This is a genomic window from Thermobifida fusca NBRC 14071 = JCM 3263 (assembly GCF_001592045.1).
Lineage (GTDB): Bacteria > Actinomycetota > Actinomycetes > Streptosporangiales > Streptosporangiaceae > Thermobifida > Thermobifida fusca.
Genome location: NZ_BCWB01000068.1, coordinates 1 through 13090 on the forward strand (window position 1 = coordinate 1; position 13090 = coordinate 13090).

Consider the following 13090-nt stretch of genomic DNA (forward strand, 5'->3'; position numbering starts at 1 on the left):
GCGTGGTTTCCCGGATCCGGCGGCGCGGATCTGCTCGGCGAGGGAAGGCAGGGTGGCGGAGACGTCTTCCTCCCATGCTGCGGGTTCGTCGCTGTCCGCGGCAGTGGGGGACGGTGCGGCGGGGGCGGGTTCGGGGCCGGTGTCCTCCGGCGTCCCGGAATCGGCCTGCGGGTCAGGTTCGGCCGGGACGGCTGGTTCGGCGGGGACAACAGCCGCGTCCTCTGCCGCGGAGACGTCCGCGGTGTCGCGAGGCTCCTCCCACGGGGAAGGCGCAGGCGACGGTTTCGGGGCAGGCACACCGGTGTCGCTGGTCCGGGCCACCGGCGGAAGGTCCCAGGGGGCGGCGTGCGGGCGCGGCCGGTTGGAGCGGCGCTGCGGCCGCGGCTCCTCCGCGGGGGCGGGCAGGGCAGTGCCCTGGCCGGTCTGGAGGGCCGGTTCCGCGGTGCCGCGGACGACCGGTTCGGCTGCGGCCCGAATGTCCTCGGACCGGGTCTGGGGTTCTTCGGTGGGCGTGGGGTGTGCTGCAGCCTGCGCTTCGTGGGCTTCAGCACGGGCGCGGGCCCGCTGCATGCGCCGGGCGATCACGTGGCTTTGGGCGCGGCCGCGCAGGCGGCGTTTCGCTTTCCGGTGTGCTTTCTCGGCAGCGTCGTCGGCGAAGTCGTCGGCTCGGGACGGCTGGGTGGGAACGTCAGCAGTGGAGGTGGGCTCCGCGTCCGGTTCCGTGTTGGGGGCGGGCGCGGATTCCGCGGCGAGTGTCGGCTCCGGTTCGGGTGCTGCCATGATCTCCTCGGCTCGGCGGCGTGTTGCGGCACGCTCCTCAGCCGCTCTGCGTTCCTCCTCGTCCCGTGTCGCCGCGGCGTCCGGTTCACGGGCGTGCGCGTCAGTGTCCTGCGGCTCGGGCTGGGTGTCCCCAGCGGGGACCGCGACCGTCTCGGCCGCGGTGGACGGGTGGTCGTCGTTGCCGGTGGCGGTGTCCCCTGTGTCGCGTCCCGTCCGGAACGCCGGGGCGTCGTCCCGGTTCTTGCGGGGGGCCAGTTCTGCCCGGCGAGCGGCAGCAGTCGAGGAGGTGAGGGGTGCGGGAGCGGGCTCCTCCTGGCGGGCAGGAGGGTTCTCGGGGAGGGCGAAACCGAAGTAGTTGAGGACGCGCCGGAACAGCGGCGGCTGGGCGGACCGCCGCTCCTCGGGTTCGTGGTGGGCGGGTGTAGGGGTGGGGGAGGCCGCCGGTGCACCGTCGGGTGTCGCAGCGGGCTCGGAGTGGTCTTCGCGGGCCGAGGCTTCAAGAACCTCGGTTTCCGGTTCGGTGTGTCGAATAGTGGTCCTGCCGAGTCCGGGGAGGGGTCCCGCAGCCGGGTCACGGCGCCACACTCGGGCCGTGACGATGATGCGGTCCGGCTCGTACTGGGGGACGAGCCGGGTGTAGACCCGCGCCTCGGTGGCGTAGACGAGTTGGGAGCGCAGCAGTTCGGTGAGGCTCTTGCCTTCGATGACGGGGCGGGTGGCCAGGAACGTGATCACGCCGGGCGGGACAAGCCACACCACGTGCCAGGGGGTGTGGAAGGGGACCCCGAGCAGCCCCATCAGCAGGCACCAGACGACGGACGTGCCCACGAACACACCGATGGTGACGAGCGAGACCGGGACCGGCAGCCGGAAGTCGTACAGCTTGTACAGCCGTTTCTCGATACGCCAGATCCTGGTGTATGTGGGCAGATCCACGTCCCCGGCCTCCTACTCGGTGCTCACGCCCATGGCTCGCGCGATAGCAACGGCGAGGACCTCGATGATCCCGGGCACATAGAAGACGATCCCAATAAAGATCGCCAGGATGATGAACTGCGCGAATCGCGTGATTTCCCTGGTGAACAGGAAAAAGATCGCGACGATCGACACGATCACCAGGAACAGGGGCCCGAAAAATCCGCGGAGCCAGTCCGCTAGCCCTGTGGTGTTGGGGCTGTCCGTAACCTCGGCGGCCAGATGCAACGTTGTGGATGCCGCGGCGGCCAGGTCGGCTGCAAAGCCGGTGAGGAGGGAGAGCATTTAGCCGACCCCCTCCCTTTCCTGGGTACTGTCCTGCATGGTCCTTGCCTCTCTTTGCACAATGGCTGGCCTAATCGCGACCATTGTGGCGCGCCCGTCAGTCAAACGAGTTGAGCGCGCCGCGGATGTCGCGTACGTACCAGGACCCGTCATCTCCGACAACGGTGACGTCGTAGCTTTGGGTGAGTTCCGCGGTGGTGTCCCCGCCGCTTCCGTCCGGGATCAGCCACACCACGGTGACTTGGGCGACGCGCACGTCTTGGGTGGCTCCGGGGACCGCGGGAGGCACTTTGGTGTCGGTGATCTTGCCGAACCGGAGGAAGTCGCCGGGGAGTGCGGTGACCTCGGCGCCCGGTTCGAGGTAGCGGTCCAGGTGCTCGTGGTTGTGCGCGTAGGCTTCGAAGAAGCCTTTGAGGATCGGTTCGAGTTCTGCCCGCGCCTCAGAGTCGGTGGCGAACGAAGTGTCGGGCAGGCTGGCTTTCTCGGGGGCGGCGAGGAGGGCGGGGCGGCCGGAGACGACCAGGGCGGTTCCTTCGCTGTCGGCGGCGTAGACGGGCACGTCGAGCGTCATGGGTTCGCCGTTGACGTTGACGGCGAGCCGCACGAGCGCGTTGTGCTCGTCTTTCACCTCGACGGTGATGACTTCAATGCCGGTAGCGGACAGTTGGGCCCCGGGCAGGTCGAAAGCGGTGACACGGCCTTCCGGGACGAACTGGGCGAGGGCTTCAGCGCGTTCACTCGCTTTTTCCGGATCGGCGTTGAGATAGGCGTCGGCGAACCGCACGGCGAGAGAGGCTGCGGCGGTTTCCGGGAATTCCACGGTGTCTTCGCCAACCGGCTGCTGCGTGGACTGGGGAAAGAAGTTCTCGCGTATCGGCAGCCACACGCCGTTGACGATCACCACGATGATGAATGCCCACAGCACGGCGCGGCCGACCCAGAGCCACCAACGGCCCCCCGCACCGGCCCGGGGACGCCGTCCCCCACCGGGCTGCGGGGCGGCGTCGAAGGTCTCGTCCGCTTCGGCGGGAGCATCCTCGTCAATGACGCTCCCGCGCCCAGCGGCTGACCTGCCAGCCATTGCGCCTCCATCCACACACGGGCGCGCCCCGCCGCGGGGCCGCCGGTTCCGCCATCCGTCTGTTGTTTATCCCATCTTCCATAGTGCGGCATGATCCGGGATCTACACGCGGATTACCGGAACGTGTTTCTTTCCCGCTCTCAATACCTGACCTGGACTGATCGGGCAACAGCACGATACAGTCACGTCAATTTTCTCTGCGGTATCAGAAAACGGCCACCCCTTGCGGATATTTACGGGTGATCCGAAAAACGGAAAAGGCGGGTGGATAGCGCAGGAAGCTGATCTTCTCAGCGGAGCTGCGGAGGAACTCCCCCCACAGCAGCGGACACAGCACGCATGCGGAACGTCCCTCCCAGGCAACACGGCATCCGCGCTCCACGCTGCGGAGAGGGAGCCTGCGCTGCCGTCCGCACACCCCTCGTACCGGGCCGGGTGCGGGCAGCGGCAGCGGAAACGCGGGGCCGCGCCTCCACGGTCGAGGCCAGCGCGGCCGCGTCACGCAAGCGCGGGGGTGCGCTCCCCAGTGGGAACAGGGCACCCCGCACCGTCAGCAGAGCCGCTGGGCGGAGACTGCTCCGCCGCGGCGCCCGTTAGACGTTGAACCGGAACTCCACCACGTCCCCGTCAGCCATCACGTAGTCCTTGCCTTCCATGCGGACCTTGCCCGCGGCCCGGGCTTCCTGCAGCGAGCCCGCTGCCACAAGGTCGTCGAAGGAGACCACTTCGGCTTTGATGAAACCGCGCTGGAAGTCGCTGTGGATCACCCCGGCCGCCTCGGGGGCAGTAGCGCCCTTCCGGATCGTCCAGGCGCGCGCCTCCTTCGGCCCCGCGGTGAGGAACGTCTGCAACCCGAGAGTGTCGAAACCGACCCGGGCCAGTTGTGCCAGGCCGGACTCGGTCTGCCCCATCGACTCCAAGAGTTCGGCTGCCTCGTCCTCGTCGAGCTCGCTCAGCTCCGCTTCGAGCTTGGCGTCCAAGAAGATCGCTTCGGCCGGGGCCACGAGTCCGGACAGTTTGGCGCGGAACGCCTCGTCGGCGAACGCTTCCAGGTTGCCGTTGAACACGTAGAGGAACGGCTTGGTGGTGAGCAGGTTCAGTTCGCGCAGCAGTCCGACGTCCACGCCGGCCTCAGCGGCCCCCGAGAACAGGGTTTTTCCGGAGTCGAGGACTGTGCGCGCCTTCTCCGCTGCGGCAAGCGTCTCCTGCTTCTCCTTGTCCTTGGCGTTGGCTCTGGCTTCCCGGGCCAGCCGGGTCAGCGCTTTGTCCAAGGTTTGCAGGTCGGCCAGGATGAGCTCGGTGTTGATGGTCTCGATGTCGCGCGCGGCGTCCACAACCCCGTCGACGTGGGTCACGTCGGGGTCCTCAAACACCCGGATGACCTGGCAGATCGCGTCGGTCTCCCGAATGTGGGCGAGGAACTGGTTGCCTAGCCCTTCCCCTTCGGAAGCCCCTCGGACAATCCCCGCGATGTCCACAAAAGTGACCGTGGCCGGAACAGTCCTGGCCGAGCCGAAGATCTCGGCGAGAGTGTCCAGCCGCGGGTCGGGGACACCGACCACTCCGATGTTGGGTTCGATCGTGGCGAAAGGATAGTTCGCCGCCAAGGCGTCGTTCTTGGTCAGCGCGTTGAACAGTGTGGACTTGCCGACGTTCGGCAGGCCGACGATCCCGATAGACAGACTCACGACTCTCGAGTCTAGACACCCGTTATGAGCGGTCAGTGCCAGCAGTAATCCCCGTCGTCCCGATGATCGACCGGAATCCGATCCCTCCTAGGGCGACACGAAACACACCGGAGAACCGGACACCTCACCCGAAGTGAGACACTGGCCACTATGAGCCATCACGAGGGGAGGAACGGTGACGACACGGCGGGACACGTGGGAAGTCCGGGTGCCGCGGCGGTCTGCTGCCGCACCGCGGCGGTCCGCGTCCGCACCCCGGCACCGCGCCGGTGCTTCGCCTTCACCACCCCGTGGACGGGTTCGGCTCACAGCCCGCGGCGCGGTGCTCTGCATCGTGCTCGCCAGCCTGGTCTCCGCGCTGCTCGCCACCGCTGTCGCCTACCCGCCGGTCAACGGCGCCGGTTTTGTGCTCGCCTGCGGGCTGGCCGTGCTGACCGTGCGTCCCCAAGACCTGCTGACGTTGAGCGTGAGCCCGCCGCTGGCCTACTTCTGCGGGGTACTCCTCGCTGAATGCGTGCTGAGCGTAGGAGCCGACAGTGTGCTGCGCAGCGTGGCCATCGGGGTCGGGCTCCGGCTCACCGACGCTGCCCCGTGGCTCTTCGGCGGGACCGCGCTGCTGCTGGTGATCGCCCTGCTGCGCGGACTGCCGCAGAACGTGCGGGAGTTGCGCGCGGAACTCACCACCCGACACCGCCGCGGTTCCCGCCGTCTGTCGTGACCGCTCAGGCCGGGGAGACGGGGAGCGGCTTGCCGACCAGGGACTTGTCGTTCTTCGACCGCCGGGTCCGCAGTTCCCGGGGCAGAGCGAACGTTATCTTCTCCCGCTCGGTCTCCACTTCCTCCACGTCGGTGAAACCGTAGGTGGCGAGCCGCTCCAGCAGCTCCCGCACCAGGATCTCCGGCACCGACGCGCCGCTGCTGACCCCGATAGTGGTCACGCCTTCCAGCCACTCCTCCTTCAGATAGGTGGCGTTGTCCACCAGGTAGGAGGCGCGGGCGCCCGCGTCGCGGGCCACTTCCACCAGGCGGACCGAGTTGGAGGAGTTGGACGAGCCCACCACGATGAACAGGTCGCACTGCGGAGCGATCGCCTTGACCGCGGCCTGACGGTTCGACGTGGCGTAGCAGATGTCGTCGCTGGGCGGGTCGATGAGGTTGGGGAAGCGTTCCCGCAGCGCCTGAACTGTGGCGTTAGTCTCATCCACCGACAGGGTGGTCTGCGACAGCCACGCCACCCGGTTGGGGTCGCGGACCTTGATGTTGGCGACCTCTTCCGGGCTGTCGACGATCTGGATGTGCTCGGGAGCGTGGCCGCTCGTGCCCTCGACCTCTTCGTGCCCCTCGTGCCCAATGAGAATGATGTCGAGGTCCTCGGCGGCGAACCGCTGGGCTTCCTTGTGGACTTTAGTGACAAGCGGGCAGGCCGCGTCGATAGTCCGCAGCTTGCGTTCCGCCGCCTCCTTGTGCACCTGGGGGGAGACGCCGTGGGCGGAGAAGACCACGGTGGCGCCTTCCGGCACTTCGGAGGTCTCCTCGACGAAGATGACACCGCGCTCCTCGAGGGTGCGCACCACATGCGTGTTGTGCACGATCTGCTTACGCACGTAGATGGGGGGCCCGTACTGTTCGAGGGCCTTTTCGACGGTGTGGATGGCGCGGTCCACCCCGGCGCAGTAACCGCGGGGTTTGGCGAGGAGAACACGGCGGCGATTCGTCGCAGTCATGCCCCCATCCTACGGTCCATACCCGCTAGCGCGGGCTTTTGGGCACGCGAAGGGGCGTAAGCGCCGCTTTGGTCCCGTATCGGTCCCGAACTGGTGAATTCCGTTTCGCTCTCCTGCGGTGATGCGTAAAACTCCCCTATTCTGGCTATCTGCGCAATACAGCACATCGTCGCCGTCCCGACGTGTCCCCGCAACACCGTCGGATGTGCTCACACCGTTGTGACCGTGACCACTCAGGAGCCTCCGAGTCCCATGTCGAAGCCCTCCCTGATCAACAGAATCGGTGACGCGTTCAAGCGTCTGTTCGGTAGGTCGACCCGTCCCGTGGTGTCCAGCAAGCCCGAGGACATGGCCGCCGCTGACGTCCCAGCGAAGCGGGCCGAGGGCGCGGTCAGCGAAACGATTCCGGCGCAGACCGCGGACGCGGACGCCGCGGCGGAGTTCGCCACGGAGGCGGTCTCCTCCGACGAGCAGCGTCCCACCGAGCCGCCGGAGCCGATCAAGCCGTTGGAGACGTCGAAAGCTCCCGAAGCTGCGGCAGCACCCCAGCAGGCTCCCGAAGAGCCTCTGGCAGAGAAGAAGAGGGAGGAGGAGAAGCCGGCGGAGGCCACGGCCAAAGCGGAGTCGTCGTCCACGGAGCCGTCCGACGCTCAGTCGTCGCCCGCCGAGGAGAAGGCGGCGGAGCAGCCCGCAGCCGCGTCCGAGGAGAAGGCCGAGCCCGCCGCGGACGCAGAGCAGGCCCCCGCAGAAGCCCCTCTCCCCAACTACGACTCTCTGACCCTGCCGTCGGTCCGGGCCCGGCTCCGCAAGCTCACCGTCGACCAGGTCCGCCAACTGCGTGCCTACGAAGCCGCGCACGCCAACCGTCCCGAGTTCGTGCGCATGTTCGACAACCGGATCAAGAAACTCGAGGAGCAGCAGTCTGCCGAATAAACGGTTCGCTACGGGGGTGACGGCATGACCACCGGGGCTGGACAGACACGGTCCAGCCCCGGTCCTGTTCCAGCTCGGAGACGATACGGGTCCGCCGGCCGTCAGCCACTCCCCGGGGTGAGTCCTGGCTCGTATCGTTGGAGCAACGCGAGCGTGACTCGGAGGCGAAGGAGTACTCCCCCATGGGCAAGGCGCTGGTGCTGGGCGGCGGCGGCATCGTCGGACTCGCCTGGGAGATCGGCGTCCTGACAGGGCTGCGGGACGCGGGCGTGGACCTGCGCGACGCCGACGTAATCCTGGGCACGTCGACAGGCGCGATCGCGGCCGCCCAGATCGTTTCCGGGGTTGCGCTCGACGAACTCTACGAACGCCAACTTGCCCCGGCGGGCGCCGAAGCTGCGGCGCGCCCGCACTGGTGGGTGCGGGCGCGGGTCGCCGGGACACTGCTGACCGCGCGCTCCCCCAGGCTGGGGCGGGCCCGGGTAGGGCTGATCGCAGCGTCCTCTGCCCGGTTCTCCCAAGCCGTGCGGGAGCCGCTGCTCGCCGCCCACCTGCCAGCCCGGGACTGGCCGGAGTCCACCCACCTGGTGGTCACCGCGGTCGATGCCCGATCCGGAGCCGTGCGGGCCTTCTCCCGCACCGACGGGGTCGACCTGCTGCACGCGGTCGCTGCGAGCAGCGCAGTACCGGGACTGTGGCCGCCGGTGGCGGTCGACGGGCGGTGGTACATCGACGGCGGGGTGCGGTCCGCGACCAACGCGGACCTGGTTGCCGGGCATGAACGCGTTGTCGTCGTCGCGCCTTCCCCGCGCGGTCCCCTGCTGTGGCGGCAACCGGTCACGGTCCCGTTCCCGGAAGGCACGCAATGCACGTGGGTCACCCCCAGCCCGGAATCGCGTGCCGCGTTCGGCCGGGACTTGTTCAACCCGGCGCGGCGTGCCGCAGCCGCCCGGGCCGGGCGGGACCAGGCCGCGGAAGTGGCGGTCCGGGTCGCCCGCACGTGGGGCGTGTGACCGGGCATTCCCCTTCCCCTGTCACCGGTCGCGTCTAGGCTCCTCGTATGGGCATGGAGAGTTCCCCCGAGTCCCCGCAGCCGGTACGTGTGGTCTTGCAAGCCGTGGGCGGCTGGATTGGACGGCTCGGCCGGATCTGGATCGAGGGGCAGGTCGCGGAGCTGCACCGCCGCGGCGGCATGGCTTACATCACGCTGCGTGACCCGGTGGCGAACGTGTCCGCCCGGGTGACCTGTTCGATCCGGGTGCTGCGGGCCGCTGACCCACCCCCCGAGCAGGGAGCCCGGGTGGTGGTGTACGCCAAACCCGACTTCTATGTGCCGCGCGGCACGTTCTCGTTCCAAGCGTTGGAGATCCGCCATGTCGGCCTGGGCGAGCTGCTCGCCCGGTTGGAGCGGCTGCGGCAAGCCCTGGCCGCCGAGGGGTTGTTCGCGGAGTCCCGGAAGCGGAAACTGCCGTTCCTGCCCGGGGTGGTGGGGCTGATCTGCGGACGCGACTCCGCCGCGGAACGGGACGTGCTGGAGAATGCGCGGCGGCGGTGGCCCGCCGTCCGGTTCGAAGTGCGCGAAGTCGCAGTCCAAGGCGATCGTGCCGTGCCCGAGGTCATGGCCGCGCTGGAGGAACTGGACGCGCACCCCGAGGTTGATGTCATCATCATCGCGCGGGGCGGCGGCTCCCTGGAAGACCTGCTGCCGTTCTCCGACGAGGCCCTGGTGCGTGCGGTCGCGGCTGCCCGCACCCCCGTGGTCAGCGCGATCGGGCACGAACAGGACACGCCGCTGCTGGACTATGTGGCGGACCTGCGGGCCTCCACGCCCACGGATGCCGCCAAGAAAGTCGTCCCTGACGTGGGAGAGCAGTGGGAGCTCATCCGCCAGCTGCGGGACCGGGCGCGCCGGGTGCTGGAAGGCGGAATCGCGCGGGAAGAAGCGTGGCTGGCGAGCATGCGGTCCCGCCCTGTCCTGGCCAACCCGGTCCAGGAAGTGGAACGGAAGATCGAGCAGGTATTCGACTTGCGGGACCGGGGACGCCGGGCGCTCACCGCTGCCCTCGACCGGGCCGGAGACAACCTCGCTCACATCCGTGCCCGGTTGCATGCCCTGTCCCCCGCCACCACGCTGGCACGGGGGTACGCGATCGTGCGGCGTGCCGACGGCACGGTGGTGCGTTCCGCCGCTGAGGTGGCCCCCGGGGAGGAGCTGCGGTTGCGGTTCGCCGAGGACGGGCTGGTCGCGATCGCTCAAAACCGAGAGGAGGACGAGCTGTGACAGCCGAAGAGAACCCGCCGGCTGAACCGGAACTGAGCTACGAGGAGGCCCGCGAAGAGCTGGTGGCGGTGGTGCGCCGCTTGGAGTCGGGCGGGTTGACACTCAAAGAGTCGCTGGCGTTGTGGGAGCGCGGCGAAGAGCTAGCGAAAACGTGCGAGGCGTGGCTGGAAGGCGCCCGCGCCAAACTGGCTGCTGCGTTGGCCGAAGACACCCCGGAGCCCGAGGAGGGCGCCCCGTTCTGACGGCGGCCGTCCAGGGGCGCCGCCGTGGACCAGCAGCGGGACTGCTTCCGCGCAGCCGGGCCACGCGGGCCGGAAAAGGACGGGGCGGCACTTCCCCGGCACGGCGGTGTCCCGCCACGTCACGTCGTAGGGCTGTGCCGCCGCACCGTGTTCTGTCTGCTCGTGGAACAGTCCCGCGCCGCGCTGTCGGGGCGCTGCCGCCCCGCCGTGGCTGGAGCGCGCGCGGAAATGTCCTGCCTAAAGAGGGCGTGCTGTCAGGGCTGGGACGCGCACCGGGCCACCGGTGCCGCTAGCGGAGCGAGCCCTTAGACCGGGTAGACCGCAGTCACTCCTGTGCGGGGGTCTGCGGTTCCAGCGCCCCCGCAAGGGTCTCCAGTTCCTCGTAGGAGGCACCCCCGCTGACGATGAGCGTGGCGTCGTCGGTCCGCAGCACGAGGGAGCGTTCGTCCTCGACTTCGTTGTACCGGCGTTCCCAGACTTGGCCGTTGATCGTCGACTCCCCGTCGGGTTCGCCCCTCATCGTGACTTCGGCGATGAACGCGTCCGGGTCAGCGTCGCTGATGTGGAACGCGGCATGCCGGTCCTCGGGGGTAGCGAACCCCACCGACCAGCGGACCGGTTCGGTCGGCTCCTCTTCGGTCAGCGCGCCGCCGTCGTTCAGCCGCGAACTCGTGGGGGTCCACCCCTCGGGCAGTTGGTCCTGGTCAGGCGCGTACGCCTGGTAGGGCGCGATCTCGCTGAGGGTCAACGCGTCGGGGGTGTAGTCGACGGTAGGGATCTGCTCCGACCGTCCCGAGTCCACCACCACCGTGATCAGGACGACCAGGGCGATCAGTGCGCCCAGCACGATCGCGTAGCCCAGGAAGGTGTTGTCGCTCCGACGGCTACCGCTGCTCATGTGGTTCTTCTCCACCCCGTCTCTCGGTTCTGCTGCTTCCCAGCTTGCCCGATGGTCAGGGGTCACTCTTTCCGGGGTGTCAGAGAACTGAGCCGTTCCACCACGGCGTCGGCGAGTTTCCGGGCCTCGTCCGGGTCCCGTTCGATGACCTCGGTCGCGGCCAGGGAGATCGAACCGGTGACGATCATCAGCAGCGCTTCGTCCACGGGTTCGTCCGCCTTGCGGAACAGGGCGGCGTTACGGCCGGTCCACTCCCGCAACTGCTGGCGCATGAGCGCTTCGAACCCGGGAGGGCTGTCCCCGCTGTAGAAGATCCGCGTGAGTTCCCGCTCCTCAATACACCCTTCCAGGTAGGCGCGTGCAGCGATGGTCATGAGCTTGCGGGGGTCGTTCTCTCCTTCCGCCCGGGCGTCGACCACCGCCTGGTGGGTCCGCTCCTGCTGGCGCTGCTGGAACTCCTGGTAGAGCGCCAGGTAGAGGTCCGCCTTCCCGGTGAAGTGGTGGTAGAGGCTCCCGACGCTAGCTCCGGCCTGGGCGACAACCTCGCTGACCCCAGCTTTATCGAAACCGGATGTGCGGAACACGTACGACGCCGCTTCCAACAGCGCGCTGCGTGTGGCCGCTCCTCGGGCCGAGGCCCGCACCGGCTTTTCCACCTTCTCCACTGTCAACCCAATCGTTCCTTACCGCCTGCGAAAGGCTCACCTAGTGTTGAAGAGAGTACGCCAGCGGGATCCCGCACGACCCCGCTGTGCTGGAGGCTGAAAGAATTCAGCGCGCTCTCCGCACCGTGAGGGCGGAAGAGCTGATTCGGAAAGGGCTGGCCATGACCACTGCGAACGCTCCGGTACCGATCCCGCACGATGCTCCCGACCGCAACCTGGCCCTGGAACTGGTACGGGTCACTGAGGCTGCCGCCCTGGCCGCTGCGCGCTGGGTGGGGCGCGGCGACAAGAACGGCGCGGACGACGCAGCCGTGCGCGGCATGCGCCACCTGATCAGCACCGTGTCCATGAAAGGCACGGTGGTGATCGGGGAGGGCGAAAAAGACAACGCCCCCATGCTGTACAACGGCGAGCAGGTCGGTGACGGCAACGGCGCCGAATGCGATGTCGCGGTGGACCCGATCGACGGTACCCGGTTGACCGCGATGGGTATGCCCAACGCGATCTCGGTGATCGCGGTGAGCCCGCGCGGTTCCATGTTCGACCCGTCTGCCGTGTTCTACATGGAGAAGCTGGTCACCGGGCCGGATGCGGCGAACGTGGTCGACATCAACGCGCCGGTGGCCGACAACATTCGCGCGGTCGCTAAAGCCAAGGGCGGCGACCCGCGGGACATCACCGTGGTCATCCTCGACCGGCCGCGGCACGAGCGGCTGGTCCACGAGGTGCGGGAGACCGGGGCCCGCATCAAGTTCATCTCCGACGGTGACGTGGCCGGGGCGATCATGGCGGCACGCGCCGGTACCGGTGTCGACCTGCTGCTGGGGATCGGCGGCACCCCGGAGGGGATCATCGCGGCGTGCGCCATCAAGTGCCTGGGCGGGGTGATCCAGGGGAAGCTGTGGCCGCGCGACGACGAGGAGCGGCGCAAGGCTGAGGCCGCAGGACACGACCTGTCCCGGGTGCTGACCACTGACGACCTGGTCTCGTCAGAGGATGTGTTCTTCGCGGCCACCGGGATCACCGGCGGGGAGCTGCTCAGCGGAGTGAAGTACGTGGACGGCGGGGCGTTCACTGATTCGCTGGTCATGCGGGGGCGCAGCGGCACGATCCGCCGGATCAGCAGCGAGCACCGGCTGCGCAAGCTGTCGTCCTACCGCGGAGTGGACGTTTCTGGTGCCCGCTGAGGCATCGCCACGCTGATCACCGGGCTCGGCGCTGCTCGCCGGGCCCGGTCACTTTTCGGCCACGAACCGGTATAGCGAGAAACCAGAAAGTTCCACGGGAGGTCAAAAGCGCCTGGAACGAACGTTGAGAAACCTCGTGTCCGGAGGTCCCATGTCCTACCCTGACCCATCTGATCAGTCTCCCCAGTGGGGCCAGCAGCAGCCGCCACCGGGACCGCCGACCGGTCCGGGATATCCGCCCCAGGGACAGCCGCAGGGAATGCCTCCCGGACACCCTGCCGGCCCGCCACCGTCCCACGGACAGCCCCAGGGGCCACCCCCGGGGCAGCCCCAGGGGGCTCCGCCTGGACA

The 13090-nt window shown here is 68.5% G+C and carries 13 protein-coding genes; 6 read left to right on the forward strand and 7 right to left on the reverse strand.

Features of this window, described 5'->3' with window-relative positions; translation table 11 throughout:
- From TF1_RS15140 to ychF, 4 genes are all read right to left on the reverse strand, one after another.
- Positions 1 to 1716 (reverse strand): conjugal transfer protein (locus TF1_RS15140; protein ID WP_255266200.1); only part of this gene is annotated, 1716 nt, incomplete at its 3' end.
- 12 nt (positions 1717 to 1728) lie between these two features.
- The gene (locus TF1_RS15145) at positions 1729 to 2040 is read right to left on the reverse strand and encodes a hypothetical protein (protein ID WP_011290922.1); all 312 of its coding nucleotides are present in this window, start codon (positions 2038 to 2040) and stop codon (positions 1729 to 1731) included.
- Between the two features lie 97 nt (positions 2041 to 2137).
- Positions 2138 to 3121 carry a conjugal transfer protein gene (locus TF1_RS15150; protein ID WP_011290921.1) on the reverse strand — a complete coding sequence of 328 codons (984 nt, stop codon included), beginning with the start codon at positions 3119 to 3121 and terminating at the stop codon, positions 2138 to 2140.
- A 593-nt stretch (positions 3122 to 3714) separates the two neighbouring features.
- On the reverse strand, positions 3715 to 4809 hold the full coding sequence (gene ychF / locus TF1_RS15155) for a redox-regulated ATPase YchF (RefSeq protein WP_011290920.1): 1095 nt from the start codon (positions 4807 to 4809) through the stop codon (positions 3715 to 3717).
- Between the two features lie 175 nt (positions 4810 to 4984).
- Between ychF and TF1_RS15160 the strand changes: the two genes are divergently transcribed.
- Positions 4985 to 5527, forward strand: a complete 543-nt coding sequence (locus TF1_RS15160) for a DUF6542 domain-containing protein (RefSeq protein WP_011290919.1) — start codon at positions 4985 to 4987, stop codon at positions 5525 to 5527.
- A 4-nt stretch (positions 5528 to 5531) separates the two neighbouring features.
- Here TF1_RS15160 and TF1_RS15165 read toward each other — a convergent pair whose 3' ends face one another.
- The gene (locus TF1_RS15165; protein ID WP_011290918.1) at positions 5532 to 6533 is read right to left on the reverse strand and encodes a 4-hydroxy-3-methylbut-2-enyl diphosphate reductase; all 1002 of its coding nucleotides are present in this window, start codon (positions 6531 to 6533) and stop codon (positions 5532 to 5534) included.
- 252 nt (positions 6534 to 6785) lie between these two features.
- Between TF1_RS15165 and TF1_RS15170 the strand changes: the two genes are divergently transcribed.
- From TF1_RS15170 to TF1_RS15185, 4 genes are all read left to right on the forward strand, one after another.
- Positions 6786 to 7466: a hypothetical protein gene (locus TF1_RS15170; RefSeq protein WP_011290917.1), complete on the forward strand. Its 681-nt coding sequence runs from the start codon at positions 6786 to 6788 to the stop codon at positions 7464 to 7466.
- 182 nt (positions 7467 to 7648) lie between these two features.
- On the forward strand, positions 7649 to 8479 hold the full coding sequence (locus TF1_RS15175) for a patatin-like phospholipase family protein (RefSeq protein WP_011290916.1): 831 nt from the start codon (positions 7649 to 7651) through the stop codon (positions 8477 to 8479).
- Positions 8480 to 8526: 47 nt separating this feature from the next.
- Positions 8527 to 9747 (forward strand): exodeoxyribonuclease VII large subunit, encoded by a 1221-nt coding sequence (xseA, locus tag TF1_RS15180; protein ID WP_011290915.1) that lies wholly within the window; start codon positions 8527 to 8529, stop codon positions 9745 to 9747.
- The gene (locus tag TF1_RS15185; protein WP_011290914.1) at positions 9744 to 9989 is read left to right on the forward strand and encodes an exodeoxyribonuclease VII small subunit; all 246 of its coding nucleotides are present in this window, start codon (positions 9744 to 9746) and stop codon (positions 9987 to 9989) included. Before xseA ends, TF1_RS15185 begins: the two co-directional genes overlap by 4 nt.
- 325 nt (positions 9990 to 10314) lie before the next feature.
- Here the strand turns inward: TF1_RS15185 and TF1_RS15190 are convergent, their stop codons facing one another.
- Positions 10315 to 10887: a DUF4245 domain-containing protein gene (locus TF1_RS15190; protein WP_011290913.1), complete on the reverse strand. Its 573-nt coding sequence runs from the start codon at positions 10885 to 10887 to the stop codon at positions 10315 to 10317.
- A gap of 62 nt (positions 10888 to 10949) precedes the next feature.
- On the reverse strand, positions 10950 to 11552 hold the full coding sequence (locus TF1_RS15195) for a TetR/AcrR family transcriptional regulator (RefSeq protein ID WP_011290912.1): 603 nt from the start codon (positions 11550 to 11552) through the stop codon (positions 10950 to 10952).
- Between the two features lie 161 nt (positions 11553 to 11713).
- Here TF1_RS15195 and glpX point away from each other — a divergent pair, with 161 nt between their 5' ends.
- Positions 11714 to 12739 carry a class II fructose-bisphosphatase gene (gene glpX / locus TF1_RS15200; protein ID WP_011290911.1) on the forward strand — a complete coding sequence of 342 codons (1026 nt, stop codon included), beginning with the start codon at positions 11714 to 11716 and terminating at the stop codon, positions 12737 to 12739.
- Positions 12740 to 13090 lie beyond the last annotated feature (351 nt).